This is a genomic window from Nonomuraea purpurea (genome assembly GCF_042650645.1).
Taxonomy (GTDB): domain Bacteria; phylum Actinomycetota; class Actinomycetes; order Streptosporangiales; family Streptosporangiaceae; genus Nonomuraea; species Nonomuraea purpurea.
This window is the reverse complement of record NZ_JBHSBI010000004.1, coordinates 385,403-404,588: the sequence shown is the minus strand read 5'-3', so window position 1 is coordinate 404,588 and position 19,186 is coordinate 385,403. Positions and strand designations below refer to the sequence as shown.

Annotated in this window: 21 protein-coding genes; 12 read left to right on the top strand and 9 right to left on the bottom strand. The window is 69.9% G+C overall.

Annotated features, from left to right (window positions below):
• Positions 1-7 precede the first annotated feature (7 nt).
• Both ACFOY2_RS10780 and ACFOY2_RS10775 read left to right on the top strand, forming a co-directional pair.
• On the top strand, positions 8-1,456 hold the full coding sequence (locus ACFOY2_RS10780; RefSeq protein ID WP_379527812.1) for a M48 family metallopeptidase: 1,449 nt from the start codon (positions 8-10) through the stop codon (positions 1,454-1,456).
• The gene (locus ACFOY2_RS10775; RefSeq protein ID WP_379527811.1) at positions 1,453-2,538 is read left to right on the top strand and encodes a glycosyltransferase family 4 protein; all 1,086 of its coding nucleotides are present in this window, start codon (positions 1,453-1,455) and stop codon (positions 2,536-2,538) included. The genes ACFOY2_RS10780 and ACFOY2_RS10775 overlap by 4 nt, the downstream gene beginning before the upstream one ends.
• Here the strand turns inward: ACFOY2_RS10775 and ACFOY2_RS10770 are convergent.
• Genes ACFOY2_RS10770 through ACFOY2_RS10760 form a run of 3 tightly spaced genes read right to left on the bottom strand, consistent with a single transcriptional unit; the run spans position 2,535 to position 5,610 of the window.
• Entirely contained in the window at positions 2,535-3,452 is a 918-nt protein-coding gene (locus tag ACFOY2_RS10770) for a carbohydrate ABC transporter permease (RefSeq protein ID WP_379527810.1), read from the bottom strand. The genes ACFOY2_RS10775 and ACFOY2_RS10770 overlap by 4 nt on opposite strands.
• Positions 3,449-4,324: a carbohydrate ABC transporter permease gene (locus ACFOY2_RS10765; protein WP_379527809.1), complete on the bottom strand. Its 876-nt coding sequence runs from the start codon at positions 4,322-4,324 to the stop codon at positions 3,449-3,451. The genes ACFOY2_RS10770 and ACFOY2_RS10765 overlap by 4 nt, the downstream gene beginning before the upstream one ends.
• The gene (locus ACFOY2_RS10760; RefSeq protein ID WP_379527808.1) at positions 4,324-5,610 is read right to left on the bottom strand and encodes an ABC transporter substrate-binding protein; all 1,287 of its coding nucleotides are present in this window, start codon (positions 5,608-5,610) and stop codon (positions 4,324-4,326) included. Before ACFOY2_RS10760 ends, ACFOY2_RS10765 begins: the two co-directional genes overlap by 1 nt.
• A 184-nt stretch (positions 5,611-5,794) precedes the next feature.
• Between ACFOY2_RS10760 and ACFOY2_RS10755 the strand changes: the two genes are divergently transcribed.
• The gene (locus ACFOY2_RS10755) at positions 5,795-6,565 is read left to right on the top strand and encodes a DeoR/GlpR family DNA-binding transcription regulator (RefSeq protein ID WP_357805863.1); all 771 of its coding nucleotides are present in this window, start codon (positions 5,795-5,797) and stop codon (positions 6,563-6,565) included.
• 257 nt (positions 6,566-6,822) lie between these two features.
• Here ACFOY2_RS10755 and ACFOY2_RS10750 read toward each other — a convergent pair whose 3' ends face one another.
• Positions 6,823-7,227 (bottom strand): hypothetical protein, encoded by a 405-nt coding sequence (locus ACFOY2_RS10750; RefSeq protein ID WP_379527807.1) that lies wholly within the window; start codon positions 7,225-7,227, stop codon positions 6,823-6,825.
• A 235-nt stretch (positions 7,228-7,462) separates the two neighbouring features.
• The gene (locus ACFOY2_RS10745; RefSeq protein ID WP_379527806.1) at positions 7,463-9,196 is read right to left on the bottom strand and encodes an AMP-dependent synthetase/ligase; all 1,734 of its coding nucleotides are present in this window, start codon (positions 9,194-9,196) and stop codon (positions 7,463-7,465) included.
• A gap of 159 nt (positions 9,197-9,355) precedes the next feature.
• Here ACFOY2_RS10745 and ACFOY2_RS10740 point away from each other — a divergent pair, with 159 nt between their 5' ends.
• The 7 genes from ACFOY2_RS10740 (at position 9,356) to ACFOY2_RS10710 (ending at position 15,053) form a co-directional block, all read left to right on the top strand.
• Positions 9,356-10,123, top strand: coding sequence for a metallophosphoesterase family protein (locus ACFOY2_RS10740; RefSeq protein WP_379527805.1), 768 nt, complete (start codon positions 9,356-9,358; stop codon positions 10,121-10,123).
• Between the two features lie 72 nt (positions 10,124-10,195).
• Positions 10,196-10,633 (top strand): SRPBCC family protein, encoded by a 438-nt coding sequence (locus ACFOY2_RS10735; protein ID WP_379527804.1) that lies wholly within the window; start codon positions 10,196-10,198, stop codon positions 10,631-10,633.
• A 1-nt stretch (position 10,634) separates the two neighbouring features.
• A complete protein-coding gene (locus ACFOY2_RS10730) occupies positions 10,635-11,831 on the top strand; it encodes an ArsA family ATPase (protein ID WP_379527803.1) in 1,197 nt (398 codons plus the stop codon).
• 45 nt (positions 11,832-11,876) lie between these two features.
• A complete protein-coding gene (locus ACFOY2_RS10725) occupies positions 11,877-12,266 on the top strand; it encodes a DUF5304 family protein (protein ID WP_379527802.1) in 390 nt (129 codons plus the stop codon).
• A 15-nt stretch (positions 12,267-12,281) separates the two neighbouring features.
• Positions 12,282-13,214 carry an ROK family glucokinase gene (locus tag ACFOY2_RS10720; protein WP_379527801.1) on the top strand — a complete coding sequence of 311 codons (933 nt, stop codon included), beginning with the start codon at positions 12,282-12,284 and terminating at the stop codon, positions 13,212-13,214.
• Positions 13,215-13,258: 44 nt separating this feature from the next.
• The gene (locus ACFOY2_RS10715) at positions 13,259-13,906 is read left to right on the top strand and encodes an endonuclease/exonuclease/phosphatase family protein (protein ID WP_379527800.1); all 648 of its coding nucleotides are present in this window, start codon (positions 13,259-13,261) and stop codon (positions 13,904-13,906) included.
• A 37-nt stretch (positions 13,907-13,943) separates the two neighbouring features.
• The gene (locus ACFOY2_RS10710) at positions 13,944-15,053 is read left to right on the top strand and encodes a hypothetical protein (RefSeq protein WP_379527799.1); all 1,110 of its coding nucleotides are present in this window, start codon (positions 13,944-13,946) and stop codon (positions 15,051-15,053) included.
• Here ACFOY2_RS10710 and ACFOY2_RS10705 read toward each other — a convergent pair.
• Positions 15,050-15,505, bottom strand: coding sequence for a hypothetical protein (locus ACFOY2_RS10705; RefSeq protein WP_379527798.1), 456 nt, complete (start codon positions 15,503-15,505; stop codon positions 15,050-15,052). The genes ACFOY2_RS10710 and ACFOY2_RS10705 overlap by 4 nt on opposite strands.
• 46 nt (positions 15,506-15,551) lie before the next feature.
• Complete coding sequence (locus ACFOY2_RS10700; RefSeq protein WP_379527797.1) at positions 15,552-16,310, bottom strand: alpha/beta hydrolase; 759 nt, start codon at positions 16,308-16,310, stop codon at positions 15,552-15,554.
• A 147-nt stretch (positions 16,311-16,457) separates the two neighbouring features.
• On the opposite strand from ACFOY2_RS10700, the gene ACFOY2_RS10695 reads away from it, so the two are divergent.
• A complete protein-coding gene (locus ACFOY2_RS10695) occupies positions 16,458-17,168 on the top strand; it encodes a lysophospholipid acyltransferase family protein (protein ID WP_379527796.1) in 711 nt (236 codons plus the stop codon).
• A gap of 12 nt (positions 17,169-17,180) precedes the next feature.
• Here ACFOY2_RS10695 and ACFOY2_RS10690 read toward each other — a convergent pair whose 3' ends face one another.
• Positions 17,181-17,639, bottom strand: coding sequence for a MarR family winged helix-turn-helix transcriptional regulator (locus ACFOY2_RS10690; RefSeq protein ID WP_379527795.1), 459 nt, complete (start codon positions 17,637-17,639; stop codon positions 17,181-17,183).
• An 82-nt stretch (positions 17,640-17,721) separates the two neighbouring features.
• On the opposite strand from ACFOY2_RS10690, the gene ACFOY2_RS10685 reads away from it, so the two are divergent.
• Positions 17,722-18,150, top strand: a complete 429-nt coding sequence (locus ACFOY2_RS10685; RefSeq protein WP_379527794.1) for a DoxX family protein — start codon at positions 17,722-17,724, stop codon at positions 18,148-18,150.
• Positions 18,151-18,277: 127 nt separating this feature from the next.
• On the opposite strand, the gene mmuM is transcribed toward ACFOY2_RS10685, so the two are convergent.
• The gene (mmuM, locus tag ACFOY2_RS10680; protein ID WP_379527793.1) at positions 18,278-19,144 is read right to left on the bottom strand and encodes a homocysteine S-methyltransferase; all 867 of its coding nucleotides are present in this window, start codon (positions 19,142-19,144) and stop codon (positions 18,278-18,280) included.
• Between the last annotated feature and the right edge of the window lie 42 nt (positions 19,145-19,186).

Here is a 19,186-nt window from a genome sequence, read left to right as displayed (position 1 = left end):
GAGGCAGATGAGCGAACGGCGAGACACCGACGACGCGTCGCAGGCGGGTGACGGCGAGGCCGCGACGGCCGCCGACGAACCCACCGTTCCGATGACACACCCGGATGACGGGATTCGATCGGGGACGGCCGTGGAAGGCGGTGTGCGCGTGGAGGAACGGATCGACGGCCAGGACGGCGAGGACGCCAAGGGCCGCCCGGCGGCCGACGGCAGCGGCGAGAGCCGGTTGCGGCGCCAGGCCGGGATCGCGCTGGTGCTGCTCGGCCTGGTCATCGTGGCCGTGGCGGGCTTCACCACCCCATGGAGGGTGCTGGCGTCGGGCCCGCCCGATCCGGCGCGCGACTTCACCGCCGCCCAGATCGCCAGGGCGCAGGCGTTCGACGCGGCCACGAGCCTGCCGAGCTACCTGTCGCTGGGCCTCACGATCATCTTCGCCGGCCTGCTGGTGGCCACCCCGTTCGGTGCGAAGGTGCTGGGCCGCCTCAAAGGCCCCTGGTGGGTACGGGTGATGCTCGGCGTCGTCGTCATCACCGCGATCGTCGAGGCGGTCAGGTGGCCGCTGGGCATCTGGTTCGAGACCATCCTGCGCGACTACGGCCTGTCCATCCAGGACTGGGGGAGCTGGACCGGCGACAGGCTGAAGAACCTGGGCGTGGAGGCGTTCCTGCTCGCCGTCATGCTGCTCGCGCTCGTGGCGCTGGCCCGCAAGGTCAGGCGCTGGTGGATCCCGGCGGCGATCGGCGCGTTCGTGCTGACGGTGGCGACCTCGTTCATCTACCCGGTGGTGTTCGAGCCGCTGTTCAACGACTTCACCACGATGCGGCAGGGCCCGCTGCGCACGAACCTGCTGGCCATGGCGGAACGTGACGGTGTGCCGGTCGAGGACGTGCTGGTCGCCGACGCCTCACGCAGGACGACGGCGCTCAACGCGTACGTGTCCGGCTTCGGCGCCACGCGCCGCATCGTCGTCTACGACACGCTGCTCAAGGCCCCGCAGCAGGAGGTCGAGCTGGTCGTGGCCCACGAGCTCGGCCACGCCAAGGACAACGACGTCCTGTACGGCACGCTCGTCGGCGCCCTGGGCGCCGCGTTCGGCGCGATCGCGCTGTTCGTGGTGTTCGGAGCGGTACGGCGGCGCACCGGCGTCACCTCCATCACCGACCCCCGCGCGGTCGGCGCGGTCATGGGCCTGATGACGTTCGGCTCGCTCCTCCTGGGCCCCGCCCAGAACCTGATCAGCCGCAACATCGAGGCCAGGGCCGACCTGCACGCCCTCGACCTCACCAGGGACCCGGCCACGTTCGTCGCGATGCAGAAACGCCTGGCAGTCACCAATATTTCCGACTTGTCGCCGGATGAGGTGGAATATGTGCTCTATGCCTCCCATCCGTCCAGCCCCGAGCGCATCGCCATGGCACGCTCGTGGGCCAAGCTGAACGGCGTACCCGAGCCGTGACCAACGTGCTCTTCGTCACGAACGACTTCCCGCCCAGGCCGGGCGGCATCCAGTCGTTCGTGCACGGGCTCGCGCTGCGCACGCCGGGTGTGGCGGTCTACGCCCCGGCCTGGCCGGGCTGCGACGAGTTCGACCGGCGCCAGCCGTTCCGCATCGTGCGGCATCCGACGCGGCTCATGCTGCCCACCCCGGCCGTCGCGCGCACGGCGGCCGGGCTCGTGGCCGAGCACCGCGCGGACACCGTGGTGTTCGGGGCGGCGGCGCCGCTCGGCCTGCTCGCGCCCCGCCTGCGCGCGGCGGGCGCGCGGCGGATGGTGATGCTCACCCACGGCCACGAGGCGTCGTGGGCGAGCGCGCCCGGCTTCCGCGCGGTGCTGCGCAGGATCGGCGCGCACGCCGACGTGGTGACGTATCTGGGCGAGTACACGCGGACGCGGCTGGCCGCCGTCATCCCGCCGCACAAGCTCCTGCGGCTCGCGCCCGGCGTGGACGTGGCCCAGTTCCGGCCGGACGCCGCCAAGGCCGAGCTGGGGCTGCCGGGCAGGCCGGTCGTCGCCTGCGTGTCGCGGCTGGTGCCGCGCAAGGGCCAGGACCAGCTCATCAGGGCCTGGCCCCGGGTGCTGCGAGCGGTGCCGGACGCCGTGCTGCTGCTGGTCGGCGGCGGGCCCTACCGGCGCAGGCTGGAGAGGCTGGCGGCCGGCCACGACTCGATCAGGTTCACCGGCACGGTGCCGGCGGCCGGCCTGCCGGGCTACTACGCGGCGGCCGAGGTGTTCGCGATGCCGTGCCGTACCCGATGGAAGGGGGTGGACGTGGAAGGGCTCGGGATCGTGTTCCTGGAGGCGTCCGCCAGCGGGCTGCCGGTGGTGGCGGGCAGGTCGGGCGGCGCCCCCGACGCCGTCCGGCCAGGCGAGACCGGGCTGGTGGTGGACGGCGGGGACGTGGAGGAGCTCGCCCAGGCCATCGTCGAACTGCTCGCCGACCCGGAGAAGGCGCGCAAGATGGGCGCGGGCGGCCGCGACTGGATCGCCCGCGAATGGGCCTGGGAGCACGTCGCCGCCCGCTTCCACAACCTGCTCTAGCCCTTCGTCGAACCCAGCGTCAGACCGGCGACGAACTGCTTGTGCAGGAGCTGGAAGACGATCAGCGTCGGCAGCGCCACCAGCATCGACCCTGCGGCCAGCAGGTTGTAGTCGGTGAAGAACTGGCCGCGCAGGTTGTTCAGCGCCGAGGTGACCGGCAGTTTGTCGCCCGACGACATCAGCACCAGCGCCCACAGGAAGTCGTTGTACATCCACGTGAACTGCAGCGTCGACAGCGCCGCCAGCACCGGCCTGCACAGCGGCAGCGTCAGCCGCCAGTAGCGCTTCCACACCCCGGCCCCGTCCACCAGCGCCGCCTCGTTGATCTCCTCGGGGATCGTGCGCATGAAGTTGGCCATGACGAAGACGCAGAAGCCGAACTGGAAGGCCACGTGGATGAGGATGAGCCCCAGGTAGGAGTCGTAGAGCGACTGAGAGTCCGACAACCAGGCGGGCAGGGGGATGAGCGTGTAGAGGGTGTAGAGCGGGGTGATGAGCACCTGGGGCGGCAGCAGGTTGCCCGCCGTGAACACGATCAGCAGCGCCTTGCGGCCCGGGATGCGCAGCCGCGCGATCGCGAACGCCGTGAACGAGGCCAGCGCCAGTGTCAGCAGCACGCCGGGGATGACGATGATCAACGTGTTCAGATAGTAGTGCGGCAGCTCGGCCTGGCTCCACGCCTGACCGTAGTAGTCGAGCGTGAGACGTTCCGGCAGGGAGAGGTACCCCAGACGGGCGGTCTCCTCGTACGGCCGCAGCGAGGCGTACACGGCGAGCACGAGCGGCAGCAGCCAGCCCAGCGCCACCAGCGTCAGGAAGACGTGCAGCAGGACGCGCACCGGGCGCAGCGGACGCTTCCGCGGCGCGCCCGGCGCCTGCGCGGGCGGCGCGGAGGCCGGTGCGGTGAGCGTCATCGTTCCTCCCCTCGAAACAGTTGCGACAGGTACGTCACGATGAACCCCAGCGAGATCGCCAGCAGGATCACCGCGATCGCCGAGCCGAACCCGATCCTGCTCGCCTCGCCCACGATGTTCTCGGTGACCAGCACGGACAGCAGTTCGAGCCCGTTCCTGCCCTTGTTGATGGCGTAGACGATGTCGAAGGCCCGCAGCGCCTCGATGATCGTGATCACCAGCACGATCACGTTGACGGGCCGCAGCGTCGGGAAGACCACGCGGAAGAACGCCTGCCGCTCGCTGGCCCCGTCGATGGCCGCCGCCTCCTTCAGCGCTGGATCGACCGCCTTCAGCCCCGCCAAATAGATGATCATGACGTAGCCGACGTGCCGCCACCCGGCCGCGACCATGACCACCCAGATGTTGATCGAGCTGTCGCCCAGCCAGTCCACGGTCAGCCCGGTCACCGCGTTCAGCACGCCGTAGTCGGAGGAGTAGACGAGCTGCGCGATGAACCCGACTACGGCCAGCGATAGTACGACGGGCATGTAGAGCGCGCTCTGGTAGAAGCGCGACAACCGCAGCCGCCGGTCCAGCAGCACCGCGCAGAACAGCCCGAACGGCGTCGCGACCAGCCCGAGGAAAGCCAGCCACAACACGTTGTTGCGGACCGCCGACCAGAACGGCGGATACTCGGTGGCCAGGTCGTGGTAGTTCTGCCCGCCCACCCACTCGATCGGCCCGATGCCGTTCCAGTCGGTGCCCGACAGCCCGATGGATGCCAGCGTGGGCCCCCAGATGAGGCCCACGTTGACGACGATGGCCACCCCCAGCCCGATGACCAGGATGGTCACGTCGCGGGCGGAGTAGCGACGGGTCTTGACGGCCATCAACGGAAGATGTTCGCCTTCTGCTTCTCGATGCTCGTCAGCAGCGAGTCGATCTCGTTCGGTTCGCTGACGAACGACTGCAGCGACGGGATCATCACGGTCGAGGCGAAGTCGGGCCGCGTGTCGCGGTCGAGGAACTGCGCGATGTGCGTGGCCTTCGACACCAGCTCCGCGCCGCGCTTCTGCAGGGCGCTGTAGCCGGAGGTGTCGGCCTTGGAACTGGAGGCCAGCATGCCCGGGTCCAGCTTGGTGGCGATGTTCTGCGACGAGGCCTGCGCGAAGTGCTTGAGCAGCGCCTTGGCGCCCTCCACGTTCTTGGCCTTGGCCGAGACCATGTAGCCGTCGATGGGGGCGTCGATCGAGTCGGTGCCGAAGGCCGGGTTGATCTCGGGGAAGGTGAAGAAGTCGAGGTCGTCCAGGTCGGCCTCGGGGAACTGCTGGGCGACGAACATGCCGAGCACGTACATGCCGGTCTTCTTCTGCGCCAGCGACTGCCCTGCCTCCTGCCACGTGCGGCCCAGCGCCGCCGGCTGGTGGTACTCCATCAGCCCCCGCCAGGTGTCGAACACCTGCCTGACCTTCGGGTCCGTCCACGACTCCTTGCCGCCCATGAGCGAGATGTGGAAGTCGTAGCCGTTGATCCGCATGTTGAGGATGTCGAAGGTGCCCATCGCCGGCCAGCCGTCCTTGTCGGCGAACGCGATCGGGATCAGCCCGTCGGCCTTCATCCTCTTGGCCACGGCGGTCAACTCGTCCAGCGTGGCAGGGGGCTCGTACCCCTTCTCCTTCCAGACGCTCTTGCGGTAGAAGACCGCCCACGGATAGTAGGTGGACGGCACGAAGTACTGCTTGCCGTCGGTGCCGGTCGACTGGTCCTTGAACGCCTGCGTGTAGTCGCCCCCGATCTCCTGCCACACGTCGGAGATGTCGGTGGCCAGCCCCTGCTCGGCGAAGAACTGCATGCGGTTGCCCGCGAACCACGTGAACACGTCGTCCGGCGTGCCCTTGAGGTAGCGGTTGATGTTCTCCTGGAACGTGTTGTGGTCCACCGTGTTGATCTTGACGGTGGCCTGGGTGAAGGCCTTGGTGACGGTGTCGAGGACCTTCTTCGGGATCTCGTCGGAGGCGTTCGAGCCGATGGTGACCGTGCCCAGATTGCCGGAGGCCGTGCCGCCGGGAGCGGGCGAGGGCGTGCCCGACCCGCAACCGGCGAGGACGGCGGGGACGCCGAACGCGGCGGCGCCGAGCAGGAGATTACGGCGGGAGAGCGGCAGTCGTTGGTCCATGGTGGGTTCCTCCTTGCCGGACCCTTCAGATTCCCCCGAGTTCGCTCATCTTCATTCATCGAAAAGCCAACATTTTGGACTGTCAACGCCCGGATTCATGACGAATTAGACACAGTCGCCGCGCCGTGGTCATGTCATGATGCGAACGAATGGGTGTCGGAACCTGTTGGGATCTGGTGATGCGATGCTCGCCCCACAGCGTCAGCAGGCGATTCTCGATCTGGTCAGACAGAACGGCGGCGTCCGAGTGATCGAACTCGTACGGGCGTTCGGCGTCTCCGACATCACCATCCGCCGCGACCTGGAAATGCTGGCCGAACGCGGCCTGCTGGCCAAGGTGCACGGCGGCGCCACCACCATCGGCTCCACCGACGAGCCGGGCTTCGCCGTGAAAGCCGTCCGCCAGGAGCGCGAGAAGCACGCCATCGCCCGCCTGGCCGCCGCCCTGGTACGCCCCGGCACCGCGGTGGCCCTGTCGGCCGGCACCACCACCTGGACGCTCGCCCACCACCTGACCGCCACCCCCGCCCTGACCGTCGTGACGAACTCCGTCCGCATCGCCGACGTCTTCCAGCGCTCCGGCCGCCACGACCAGACCGTCGTGCTGACCGGCGGCGTGCGCACGCCCTCCGACGCGCTCGTCGGCCCGGTTGCCGTGGCCGCGATCCGGCAGCTCAACGTGGACCTGCTCTTCCTCGGCGTGCACGGCATGACGCTCAGGGCCGGCTTCACCACCCCGAACATGATGGAGGCCGAGACCGACCGCGCCCTGGTGGAAGCCGCGAGCAGGCTCGTCGTGCCCGCCGACCACAGCAAGTGGGGCACGGTCGGCATCAGCACCATCGCCGAACTGGGCGAGGCCGACGTCGTCGTCTCCGACCCGGGGCTGCCGCAACCCGCCAGGGACACCCTCGCCGACCACGTCGGCGAACTCCTCATCGCCGAGCCGGGCTGACCGGAGGAGCCTGCTGATCTCCCATCGGCTCAACGCCGTGCGGGAGGCGGACCTGATCGCGGCGCTGGAAGACGGGGTGATCGGCGAACTGGGCGGGCACGACGAGTTGACGGCTTCGGAGGGGCTGTACGCCCGGATGTTCCGTCTGCAGGCCGGCGACTACCAGGAGGACGTCCCCTCCGGGTCGGGCCGTCGAGCGGTGGCGGACATGAGAAGGGCGGGCCCGCACGCGCGGGCCCGCCCTTTCTGCAGCCTGGTTAGGCGGCTTCCAGCTTCTGCTGGATGGCGACGAGAATCTTCATCATCTCGACCTGGGACGTCTGCACCGTCTTCAGGCTCGCTTGCATGGCGTCCTGGTTCGCTTGCATGGCGTCCTGCTTCGCCTGCATGGCGTCCTGGTTCGCTTGCATGGCGTCCTGGTTCGCCTGCATGGCGTCCTGCTTGGCCTCCATGGCCTTCTGGCTCGCCTGCAGAATCTCGAACTTGGCGTCGAACTTGGCGTCGAGCGCGGTGACCTTGTCGTCGAGGGTCTTGACGCGGTTGGCTACGCCGTTGATGCGCTGTGTGAGCTTCTCTCCCATTTCCACGTGGTCCGCCCGGATTTGGATCACCTCATTTTCGATCGCCGTGCCGAACTGACAGGCCAGTTCCTTGATACCCATGTGTATCTCCCCTACCGTAGGGCGGTAAGGGACCGGGGATGTGAAGGATCTCCGGTCCCGCTTGTTTGCCATGAGAATACTCCTTGGATCATGGCTATCAAGCCGGAATCGAATGGAGATTCCCCTGTTCAGGGGGTGCGTGGGTGGCAAAATTGGGACTGATCCGTATTTATTTATTGCGACGATTATTTGGGCCCAAAATCTGAACTCGTCACCACATTCAGCGCGACCGGGCTCAGCCGCCGTACAACTCGTCGATCTCCTTGGCGAAGTCCTTCATCACGATCCCGCGCTTGACCTTCAGCGTCGGCGTCAGGTGACCGCTCTCCTCGGTGATGTCCCCGTCCAGGATCGTGAACTTCTTGATCTGCTCGGGCCTCGACACCGACAGGTTGGCCCGATCGACCGCCTCCTGGATCTGGGCCAGCACCGTCGGGTCCGTCCGCGACTCGCCGGAGGGCAGCGCTTCGGGGTCGAGCGTGATGAGGGCCGCCACGAAGGGCCGCCCGTCGCCGACGACCATGGCCTGGGAGATGAGCGGGTGGGCCCGCAGCGCGTCCTCCAGCGGCGCGGGAGCGACGTTCTTGCCGGCCGCCGTGACCAGGATCTCCTTCTTGCGCCCGGTGATCCGCAGGTAGCCGTCAGAGTCAAGTTCGCCCAGGTCGCCGGTGTGGAACCAGCCGTCCGCGTCGATGACCTCGGCGGTGCCGGCGTCGTTCTTCCAGTAGCCGGGGAAGACGTTGCGGCCCTTGGCGAGGATCTCGCCTTCGTCGCCGATGCGCAGGGTGACTCCGGGCAGCGGCTTGCCGACAGTGCCGATCTTGTTGGCGCCCGGCATGTTGACCGAGCAGGGGGCCGAGGTCTCGGTCAGGCCGTACCCCTCGAAGACCTCGATGCCGACGCCCTTGAAGAAGTGGCCGAGCCGCTCGCCCAGCGCCGAGCCGCCGCACACCGCCGCCGACAGGCGCCCGCCCGTGGCCGCCCGCAGCTTGGAGTAGACCAGCCGGTCGAAGAGCGCCCGCTGGAGCCGCAGCCCGAGCGGCGCCCCGCCCGAGCTCTCGGCCCTGCTCCAGGCCACCGCCACGTCCACGGCCCGCGCGAAGATCTTGCCCTTGCCGCCGGAGATGGCCTTCTGCTCGGCCCCGTTGTAGACCTTCTCGAACACGCGCGGCACGCCCAGCAGGAACGTGGGCTTGAAGTCCTGCAGGTCGGGGGCGACGTTCTTCATATTGGGCGTGTGCGCCATGATCGCGCCCGCCTCGACCAGCACCACCTGGATCATCCGCGCGAAGATGTGCGCCAGCGGCAGGAACAGCAGCGCCGCCGGGTCCTTGCGGCCGAACAGCGGCTCCAGCGGCCCCCGCAGCACGTTGAGTGCGGTGAACAGCAGGTTGTCGTGGGTGATGAGGCAGCCCTTGGGCCGGCCCGTGGTGCCCGAGGTGTAGACGACGGTGGCCAGGTCGGAGGAGACGACCCGGGCCCTGCGCTCGTCCACGTCCGCGGCGGTGACCTCAGCGGCCGGCGGCCTGGCGTCGACCCGCCAGACCGTCTCGAGATCGGGCGCCGCCTCGCGGACGGTCTCCTCGTGCGAGTCCTGCTCGACGAAGACCGCCTTGGCCTCGCTGTCGGACAGGATCCACCGGACCTGCTCGACCGACGAGGTCTCGTAGATCGGCACGGTGACCGCGCCGACGGACCAGATGGCGTAGTCGACCAGCGTCCACTCGTAGCGCGTGCGCGACATCAGGGCGACCCTGTCGCCGTGCTCGATCCCCGCCGCGATCAGCCCCTTGGCCACCTCGACCACCTGGTCGCGGAACTCGGAGGCGGTGACGGCCGGCCAGCCGCCGCCGACCTTGCGGCGCATGACCACGACACCGGGCTCCCGCTCGGCTCGCTCGAAGACCGTGTCGGTCAGGCTCGCGGAGGCGGGCACGTCGACCAGCACGGGAACGCTGTACTCGCGCACGTTCACAACTCCTCTTCGGGGACCGCCTGGACGTTACCGGCTCACGTTACGGGCGGGTAGATCTGTCACAGAGGCGTTACCAAGGGGACGTTCATCACGCTAGCAGCCGAAACCCCTGGGCACGCGTCCGCGACGACGGGTGCGCCTAGGATTCCCCTCATGAGGGTCCACGTGGTGAGCGACGTGCACGGCAGGGCGGACGCGCTGGCCAGGGCCGGCGACGGTGCCGACGCGCTGGTCTGCCTGGGCGACCTGATCCTCTTCGTCGACTACGACGACCACGCGCAGGGTATCTTCGCCGACCTGTTCGGCCCCGAGCGGGCCGCCGAGTTCATCGGGCTGCGCACGGCCAAGCGGTTCGACGAGGCCAGGGCCATGTCGGCGCGGCTGTGGTCCACGCTCGACGGCGACCCGCGCGAGCACATCGAACGCAACGTCCGCGCCCAGTACGAGACCCTGTTCGCCGCCATGCCCACCCCCGCCTACCTCACCTACGGCAACGTCGATCTGCCGCGCCTGTGGGCCGACTACCTCAGGCCCGGCCACCGGGTGCTCGACGGGGAGGTGGCGGAGATCGGGGGCCTGCGGTTCGGGTTCGTCGGCGGCGGGCTCAAGACGCCCTACCGCACCCCGTACGAGATCGGCGAGGAGGAGTACGCGGCCAAGGTCGAGGCCCTCGGTGAGGTCGACGTGCTGTGCTGCCACATCCCGCCGGCCGTCCCCGAGCTGCTCTACGACGTGGTCGCCCGGCGCTTCGAACGCGGCAGCGAGGCCACGCTGCAGGCGATCATGCGCACCCAGCCGCGCTACGCCCTGTTCGGCCACGTGCACAACCCCCTGCGCGAGCGCACCCGTATCGGCCGCACCGAGTGTGTGAACGTGGGGCACTTCCGGGGAAGGGGCGTTCCGTTCGTCCTCGAATGGTGACCTGCCCGATATGGCGGTGCACCGCGGGCAGCGTCCACCGCAAGCGGCCGATTCTGCACTACGGTGGATCGCATGGCTGATCGCACCACTTCGACCATCTCCGTCGGCGCGCCGCGCTCCGACGTCATGGCGGTCATAGCGGACTTCCCCGCCTACCCCGAGTGGGCCGGATCGATCAAGAGCGCCGAGGTGCTCGCCACGGGCGAGGACGACAGACCGCATCGGGTGCGGTTCGTCCTCGACGCCGGGATGATCAGCGACACCTACACCCTCGGCTACGCCTGGCAGGGCGAACAGGCGGTGAGCTGGCAGGTCGTCGAGCCCGGCAAGATGGTCTCCGACCTGCGCGGAAGTTACCTGCTGTCCGACACGGGCAGGGGCACCGACGTGACGTACGAGCTGGTCGTCGACCTGAGCGTGCCCATGATCGGAATGGTCAAGCGCAAGGCGGAACGGGTGATCGTGGACACCGCGCTCAAGGGTCTCAAGAAGCGCGTCGAGGGCCGCTGAGTTGCACCCGAGGGTTCTGCTCTTCACCGGCAAGGGCGGCGTCGGCAAGACCACGGCCGCCGCCGCGACCGCCACGCTCGCGGCCGGCCGCGGCCTCAAGACGCTGATCGTCTCGACCGACACCGCGCACTCGCTGGCCGACGCGCTCGGCGTCGAGCCCGGCGAGGTCGCGCCCGGCCTCCACCTGCACCAGGTCGACACCCAGAAGACGCTGGAGCGCCACTGGGGCGAACTGCAGGAGTACGCCAAGGGCGTGCTCGTCGAGCTCGGCCTCGACGAGATCACCTCCGAGGAGATCACCGTCCTTCCCGGCGCGGAAGAGGTCATCGCCCTGCTGGAGCTGCGCGATCATGCCCGCGAGGGCCGCTGGGACGTGATCGTGGTCGACTGCGCGCCCACCGCCGAGACGCTGCGCCTGCTGGCCCTGCCCGAGGCGCTCGACTGGCACGTCACCAGGCTCATGCCGCTCGGCCGCAGGATCGTCAAGCTCGTCTCGCCGTTCGTGCGCGGCCTCGCCCACGTCAGCGCGCCGGGCGATGAGGTCATGAGCGCCGTGGAGCGCTTCCACCGCGGCCTGATGGAGGTGCGCGAGCTGCTCACCGGCTCCCACGCCTCCGTGCGGCTGGTCCTGACGCCGGAGTCCGTGGTGCTGGCCGAGGCCAGGCGCACCCTCACCTCGCTCAACCTGTACGGCTACCGCGTCGACGGCGTCATCGCCAACCGGGTCTTCCCCTCCGAGGGCGCCGACGAGTGGCGCGCCCAGTGGGTGGCGGCGCAGTCGCGGCTGCTGGCCGAGGCCGAGCAGTCGTTCGCGCCGCTGCCCATCCACGTCGTCCCCTACCTGCCGGGCGAGCCCATCGGCAAGGACGCGCTGGCCGAGCTGGGCGCGGCCATGTACGCGGGATCCGACCCGTTCGCCGCCCCCACCGCCCCGCCGCCGCTGCGGCTGAGCGCCGACGAGCTGACGCTCGACCTGCCCGGCGCCGAGCGCGGCGACGTCGATCTGGCCCGCAAGGGCGAGGAGCTGATCGTCACGGCCGGGCCGTACCGCAGGGTGCTGGCGTTGCCCGCGGCGCTGGCCCGCAGGAAGATCAGCGGTGCCGCGCTCCGCGACGGAGTGCTCAGCGTCAGGTTCGTCGAGCCACACGAGGCCGATTCCGCACTACCGTTCAGCTCGGGGAGCGAATCCGAGCCCTGATGAGTTGAGGAGGATGAGCGACCCCACGAAGTCAGGGAGGGCCACATGACCGAGAACAACGACAGAGACCCCATCGGCACCGTCGCCGACGAGGCGCGCAAGCTGCTGGAGTCGATCCAGGGGCGGGCCACCCGCCAAATGGGCAGGAGCGTGTTCAACTCCTTCACCGGAGGCGGGCGAAGAGAACGCGATGTGTGGGAGGAGGCCGTGTCCGAACCCCACGACGAGTACATCTGCCGCGCCTGCCCGTTCTGCCGGGCGATCGCGGCGCAGCGCGAGTCCGATTCCGACGTGACGGGACACCTGATGGCCGCGGGCGGCGAGCTGTTCGCCGCCTTCCGCGGCGCCGTCGACGCGCTGAGCAAGCCCGCCCCCCGCGGGCCGCGTGACAGCCGCGATCGCCGCGACGACGTCGAACACATAGATCTGGGATAGGGAGACGACAGGGGCATGCTCACGATCGGTGTCGACATCGGCGGGACCAAGGTCGCCGCGGGTGTGGTCGACGACGCGGGAAAGATCGTCGAACACACGCTCAGGCCCACCGCCGCCGACCGCCCCGAGGTGGTGGCCGAGACGGTGGCCGACGTCGTTCGCGAGCTGTCCGAGGGCAGGCAGATCGAGGCCGTCGGGGTCGGCGCGGCCGGGTTCGTCGACGAGAGCCGCTCGATGGTGCGCTTCGCCCCCAACCTGGCCTGGCGCGAGGAGCCGCTGCAGAAGAAGATCAGCGCTTTGGTCGGCCTGCCCGTGGTGATCGAGAACGACGCCAACGCCATGGCCTGGGGCGAGACCAGGTTCGGTGCCGGCAGGGGCCAGTCCCACGTGGTCTGCGTCACGCTCGGCACCGGCATCGGCGGCGGACTGGTCTTCGACGGCGCCCTCTTCCGAGGCCGCTGGGGCATGGGCGCCGAGCTGGGCCACATGCAGGTCGTCCCCGGAGGGCGGCAGTGCGGCTGCGGCAACGTCGGCTGCTGGGAGCAGTACGCCAGCGGCCAGGCCCTCGTCAAGGACGCCAGGGAGATCGCGGAGGCCGGGCCCGAGCGGGCGGAGATCCTGCTCGGGCTGGCCGGAGGCAAGATCGAGGGCGAGGAGGTGACCGAGGCCGCGCGGCTCGGCGACGACGCCTCGCTGGAGGCGTTCGCCAGCCTGGCCGACTGGCTGGGCCAGGGCATGGCCGACATGGCCGCCATCCTCGACCCCGGCTGCTTCATCATCGGCGGCGGCGTCTCACGCGCCGCCGACCTGTTCATCGACCGGGCCCGCGAGACCTTCGCCAAGCGGCTCACCGGCCGCGGCCACCGGCCGCTGGCCGAGATCCGGCTGGCCGAGCTGGGCGCTTCCGCGGGCCTCGTGGGCGCCGCGGACCTGGCCAGGCAGCGCTGACGATCAGGGTCGCGAGCTACAACGCCCACGGCCTGCGCGACAGCGTGCCCGCGCTGGTCAGGGTCATCACCGCCCTGCGCGCCGACGTGCTGTGCCTGCAGGAGGCGCCCAGATCGTACGGCTGGCGCGCCAGACGGGCCCGGCTGGCCGCCTCCGCCGGCCTGCGCGTGGCCACCCCCGGCAGACGCGGAGGGGTGGCCGTCTTCACCGCGCCGCGCGTCGGCGTGCTGCACGCCGAGCACCACGTGCTGCGCCCCTTCCTCGCCCTGGAGCGGCGCGCGCTGGCGATCGCCGTCGTCGAGGCCGAGGGGAGGCGGCTGGCCGTCGGCTCGCTCCACCTCGACCTGCACGAGCCGGCCAGGCTCCATCACGCGGCCGAGGCCATGGCGCTGATCGAGGGCGTGGCCCGCCGCTTTCGCGCGACGGCCGTGCTCGGCGGCGACATCAACGAACAACCCCACCAGCCGGCCTGGCGCTTCCTCGCCGGGCGCCTGACCGACTGCCACGCCGCGGCGCCCATGGGCGACGGGCTCACCTTTCCCGCCCGGCGGCCCGCCGCGCGCATCGACGGGGTGTTCGCCGCGCGCGAGGCGCGTGTCGTGTCGTGCGGGGGAGTGGACGCCCCGATGGCCGATCTGACCGAGGCAAGCGACCATTTGCCCGTGGTGGCCGAATTGCGAGTTGGGGTCTAACGGGCAACCGGGGCTCTCCAACCCGTAGCATTTGTACATGACCCGTCGCTCTCAGCGGCGTGCGCTCTCCTTGATCTTGGCGACGTCCGTGGCCTCGACCCAGGCCACGCCCGCCGCGCATGCCGATCCCCGCCCTGCCGCGATCGAGGCGTGGCAGCAGTCGACCAGCGTGCGCCTTCAGGCCGACGGGTCGCTCTCCGACGTGCTCGCGATCTCGCCCAACGACGTGTGGGCCGTGGGCCAGCAGGAGATCTGGGACGTCTGGAAGAACCGCGGCACCATCCGCCACTGGAACGGCAGCGCCTGGGCCGAGGTGCCGGTGCGCGACGCCACGGCGGCGGGAAACCTGCGCGGCCTGGCCGCCGTCACCTCCTCCGACGTGTGGGCGGTCGGCGACGGGCACGACGGCCTGCCCTACCTGGCCCACGGCGACACGGCCGGCTTCGACCGGGTCAGGCCGCAGGGCCTGCGCGCCGGCGACTGGCTCGGCGGCGTCGACGCCAAGTCGGGCCGGGTCGTGGCGGTCGGCAGCCGCGAGAAGCGCGGGCTCATCCTCACCGGCCAGGGCAACTCCTGGACGGTGCAGGAGACCAAGGAGAAGGGGGCGCTCTACGCGGTGGCGGGCGGCTTCGCCGTCGGCGACACCGGCACCGAGCCGCTGATCGTCCACTCCTCCGGCGGCTCGTGGAAGTCCATGCCGCTGCCCTCGATCCCCGGCGGCTACCTGCGCGACGTCCAGGTCGACAACGCCAAGCGGGCGATGGCCGTCGGCGGCGTCTACCGAGGCCCCGGCCAGGTCTCACCGCTCGTGCTCACCTGGAACGGCAAACGCTGGCGCGAGCAGCCGCTGCCCGACTCCGAGGCCAGACTCTACGGCGTCACCGGCGACGGCAAGGGCCGCTACTGGATAGCGGGCTACGACCCGGCGCGGGCCGCCGAGCCGTACATGCTGCGCTGCGAGAAGGGCGAGTGCCAGGCCATCCGCGGCGCCGCCAAGAAGGGCAGGAGCAGCGTGCGCCTGCAGGCCGTGGCCTACCTGGCGGGCAAGAGCACGGTCTGGGCCGTCGGGCACGCGGTCGACACCCGCGACCGCTACACCGACGTCGTCGAATCGTTCGCCCCCAGGACCACCACGACGAAGTCCTAGAGCACGGCCCCGTCGTCCCAGCCCGAGTCGTTGGGCGGGCCGTCGCCCATGCGCACCACCAGCGCCACGAACCCCCCGATGAAGGCCGCCACGGCCGTGAACAGCGCCCACCCCTCCATGTGCCAGCTCGCCATCGCGGCCACCAGCAGGTAGGCGGGCCCGCCGAACAGCGCCACCCACGCCAGTTTGGTCGCCAGGTCCAGTTTGGGCAGGGGAGGCGGCGGGGGCGGCTGGAAGTGCCCTTCGTCCTCGTCCTCGTCGTCGTGCTTGCCCTCGGGGTCGTCGAGGTCGTCCTCAAGTTCCTCCGAGGGTTTGACCACCCGGCGGGTCGGCTCGACCGGGATGTTCTCGCTGTCCGGCCAGGGCTGGTCGGCCGAGTCGCGCTCGGCGGTGTCGTTGAAGGACGCGACGATCTGCCGCCAGACCTCGTCCTCGTCACTCTGGGGCGTCACCTAGATGGGCCTCTCCACAGCGATCGCGACTTCCCCCTGGGTGCGATCAGTCCCTCTGCAAGGGTACCGAGGCATGTGTCCGGATGAAGTCGAGGCTCCCGGCAAAGATCCTGTGGGCATCGTTGTCCAGCGTCGCAACATGGTAGCTATCGGTAAGCTCCTCGATCGTGGCCTGCGGGACCCTCCTGCGGATGATCGCCACACTCGTCGGTTTCACCACGTGGTCCTCCAGGCTGTGGTAGACCAGCAGCGGTTGTTTCAGTTTCGCCAGGTCGGCCTGCACCAGCGACCACAGGCTCGGCAGCGAGGCCGCCGCCTTCACCGGGGTGCGCGAGTAGGCCAGCTCGGTGACGCCGGGCTTCTTGACGTCGTTCGCGACGCCGGGCACCGACGGCACGAACCATTTCAGCAGCGGCGCCAGCCTCATCAGCGGCACGTCGTTCGTGATCGACGGGTTGACCGCCACGACGCCGCTGATCGCCCTGCCGTGCACCTCGGCCAGCCGCAGCGCGAGGCAGCCGCCCAGCGACAGCCCGGCCACGAACACCTCCGCGCAGCGGCCCTGGAGGACCGCGAACGCCTTCTCCACCTCGGCGTACCAGTCCTCCCAGCGGGTTCTGTTCATTTCCTGCCAACGGGTGCCGTGCCCCGGCTGGCGGGGCAGCGAAACGCTCACCCCGTGTCCGGCCAGGAATTCGGCCCACGGCCGCATCGACTGCGGCGAGCCGGTGAATCCGTGGCAGAGCAGAACACCGATCTGGCCTGCTTCGTGGTGGTAAGGCTCTGCGCCTGGCATGAGCGGCATAACAGCTCCTTGACGGAATTTCATCCCGGAACTGCCCGATCGTCGCACGTTCTAGGGTGTTTGTGCGAGAGCTGGTGTAGGAGCATGGCTTTCGAGATGGGAAGATGACTCTGCTTGCCGACAACGTGCTGGAGAAGAGGTACCGGGGTGTTCTACTGGGTGGTCAAGGCCATCTTGGGCCCGTTCCTCCGCCTTGTGTTCAGGCCATGGACGGAGGGCGCGGAAAACGTACCCAAACAGGGGGCGGCGATCCTGGCCGGCAACCATCTGTCCTTCGCCGACCACTTCTTCGGCCCGCTCCAGATCCGCCGCAAGGTCATCTCGCTGGGCAAGGCCGACTACTTCACCGGCCGAGGCGTGAAGGGCTTCTTCACCCGGCTGTTCTTCAGCGGGGTCGGCACCGTGCCGATCGACCGCTCGGGCGGCAAGGCCAGCGAGGCGGCGCTGCGCACCGGGCTGCGCATCCTGCGTGAGGGCCACATCCTGGGCATCTACCCCGAGGGCACCCGTTCACCCGACGGCCGCCTCTACAAGGGCAAGACCGGTGTGGCCCGGCTGGCCCTGGAGTCGCGGGTGCCGGTCATCCCGTGGGCCATGGTCAACACCTACGAGATGATGCCGCCGGGGCGTCCGCTGCCCAAGCTCGGCATCAAGCCCGGCGTCAGGTTCGGCAAGCCGCTCGACTTCTCCCGCTACTACGGGATGGAGGACGACCGCCTGGTCCTGCGGGCCGTGACCGACGAGATCATGTACGCGTTGATGGAGCTGTCAGGGCAGGAGTACGTCGACAAGTACGCCGCCAGCGCCAAGGTCGAGATGGAGCGGGCCGCCCGCGCCTCGGCCGCCGCCAAGAACTGAGCTCAGGCCGCTTCACCTCGCCCGTAAGGCGGCTTCGGTCTTGCGCATGGCGCTGGTCATCGCCCGCAGCTCCGCGCGGCTGAGGCGGTCGATCAGGAACGCGCGCACGACCTCCAGGTGGCCCGGCGCCACCCGCTCCAGGCAGCGCACGCCCTCGTCGGTGAGCACCGCCAGCACGCCGCGGTCGTCGCCGGGGCAGTGGGCACGCCTGACCAGGCCCGCCTTCTCAAGCTGGGTGATCTGGTACGTCAGCGCGCTCTTCGACACCACGACGCCTCTGGCCAGCTCCGTCATGCGCATCTGCCGCTCGGGGGCGTCGGCCAGCCGCACGAGGATCTCGTACTGGGGGTGGGTCAGCCCTGCCGCGGCCTTGAGCTGCTCCTCTATGCGCCGTTCGAGCAGGTGAGAAGTCGACAGGAAGGCACGCCACGCCGCCATCTCCGTCGCGTCAAGCCATCGCGGGTTTTTCATCGACACAGTGTATGCGTTGTTCAGATTTGTACTTTCCGGCTAAGGTTGTTGTTCAAATGTGAACGACTCCCAAGGAGATCGCATGGTGGACCAGGCGCGTCCGATCGTCCTGCTGCTCGCGAGAATTGCCATAGGCGTGGTCTTCCTCGTGCACGGCTACCAGAAGTTCGCGACGATGGGCATCGCGGGCACGACCAAGTTCTTCGAGTCGGTGGGCATCCCGCTGGCCGGTGTGGCCGCGCCGGCGGTGGCGGTGCTGGAAGTCGTCGGCGGGCTGGCGCTGATCGTGGGTGCGGCGTTGCCGCTCGTGGGCATGCTGCTGGCCCTGAACATGATCGGCGCGATCGTGTTCGTCCACGGCGGCAGCGGCTTCGGCGCGGCCGAGGGCGGCTACGAGTTCGTCCTGGCGCTGGCCGCCGCCAGCCTGGCCGTCGGGTTCACCGGCGGGGGCGCGTACGCGCTCGACAGCGTGCTGGCTCGCCGTCGCGGCGTGGCGCCGGCGACCATCTGACCCTGCGCTCCGACCGCGCGCGAGCGGTGGCCCCCTGAGGCCGGCCGCGCCTGCCCGTTCCCGTCGTGGTCCCCGCGGACCCCGCGCGCCCTCCGCGCTGGGGTCCGCGTCGTTTTCGTGCCCCGGCTCAGGACAGGTGGGCGCGGATCTGCCGGATGTGTTCGGGAGTCGTACGGCAACAGCCGCCGATCATCGACGCCCCCGCCTGCCGCCACTCCTTGGCGGCCTGGCCGAACTCCACCGGGTCCGCCAGCCCCAGCCAGCGCCGGTGACCGGCGTCCCAGGTCTCGCCCGAGTTCGGGTAGACCACCACGGGCGCCCCGCCCGACAGGCGGGAGATCAGCGACGGGATGTGGCGCGGCGGGGTGCAGTTGACGCCGACGGCCACCACCTGCGCGCTCCCGCCGAACAGCGCCGCCGCCCGCCCGATCGGGGTGCCGTCGTTGAGCCGCTCGCCGTCGCGGCAGGAGAAACTCACCCACGCCTTGACCCCCGGGGTGTGCCGCAGCAGCCTGGCCAGCGCCCGCGCCTCCGCATAAGACGGGATGGTCTCGCAGGCCAGCAGGTCGGCGCCGGTCGAGGCGAGGATCTCCCAGCGCGGCAGGTGCCAGGCGAACAGGCCGTCCTCGTCGAGGTCGTAGTCGCCGGTGTACTCGGCGCCGTTGGCCAGGTAGGCGCCGTACGGGCCGACCGAGGCCGCCACCAGCCCGCGTCCGGCCTCGTCGCGGGCCTGCGCGGCCAGCTCCACCGACCGCCTGATCAGCCGTTCCGCCTCGCCCGCGTCGAGCCCGCGCCGGACGAAACCGGGGATGGTGGCCTGGTAGCCGGCCGTCGTGGCGACGTCGGCCCCCGCGGCGAAGTAGTCGGCGTGGGCCCGCCGGATCACCTCGGGCTCCTCCAGCAGCAGCCGCGCCGACCACAGCTCGTCGCTCAGGTCGGCGCCGAGGCTTTCGAGCCGGGTGGCCAGGCCACCGTCCAGAACAAGTGCGGTCACCCATCCAGAATAGGGGGGCACTGAATCGGGCGGCCCGGAACG

Bases quoted from the DNA above. Each gene is read 5' to 3' on its own strand.
- ACFOY2_RS10780 (WP_379527812.1), top strand. From the start codon at position 8: ATGAGCGAACGGCGAGACACCGACGACGCGTCGCAGGCGGGTGACGGC.
- ACFOY2_RS10770 (WP_379527810.1), bottom strand. From the start codon at position 3,452: ATGACGCTCACCGCACCGGCCTCCGCGCCGCCCGCGCAGGCGCCGGGC.
- ACFOY2_RS10765 (WP_379527809.1), bottom strand. From the start codon at position 4,324: ATGGCCGTCAAGACCCGTCGCTACTCCGCCCGCGACGTGACCATCCTG.
- ACFOY2_RS10760 (WP_379527808.1), bottom strand. From the start codon at position 5,610: ATGGACCAACGACTGCCGCTCTCCCGCCGTAATCTCCTGCTCGGCGCC.
- ACFOY2_RS10755 (WP_357805863.1), top strand. From the start codon at position 5,795: ATGCTCGCCCCACAGCGTCAGCAGGCGATTCTCGATCTGGTCAGACAG.
- ACFOY2_RS10750 (WP_379527807.1), bottom strand. From the start codon at position 7,227: ATGGGTATCAAGGAACTGGCCTGTCAGTTCGGCACGGCGATCGAAAAT.
- ACFOY2_RS10740 (WP_379527805.1), top strand. From the start codon at position 9,356: ATGAGGGTCCACGTGGTGAGCGACGTGCACGGCAGGGCGGACGCGCTG.
- ACFOY2_RS10735 (WP_379527804.1), top strand. From the start codon at position 10,196: ATGGCTGATCGCACCACTTCGACCATCTCCGTCGGCGCGCCGCGCTCC.
- ACFOY2_RS10725 (WP_379527802.1), top strand. From the start codon at position 11,877: ATGACCGAGAACAACGACAGAGACCCCATCGGCACCGTCGCCGACGAG.
- ACFOY2_RS10720 (WP_379527801.1), top strand. From the start codon at position 12,282: ATGCTCACGATCGGTGTCGACATCGGCGGGACCAAGGTCGCCGCGGGT.
- ACFOY2_RS10710 (WP_379527799.1), top strand. From the start codon at position 13,944: ATGACCCGTCGCTCTCAGCGGCGTGCGCTCTCCTTGATCTTGGCGACG.
- ACFOY2_RS10700 (WP_379527797.1), bottom strand. From the start codon at position 16,310: ATGCCGCTCATGCCAGGCGCAGAGCCTTACCACCACGAAGCAGGCCAG.
- ACFOY2_RS10690 (WP_379527795.1), bottom strand. From the start codon at position 17,639: ATGAAAAACCCGCGATGGCTTGACGCGACGGAGATGGCGGCGTGGCGT.
- ACFOY2_RS10685 (WP_379527794.1), top strand. From the start codon at position 17,722: ATGGTGGACCAGGCGCGTCCGATCGTCCTGCTGCTCGCGAGAATTGCC.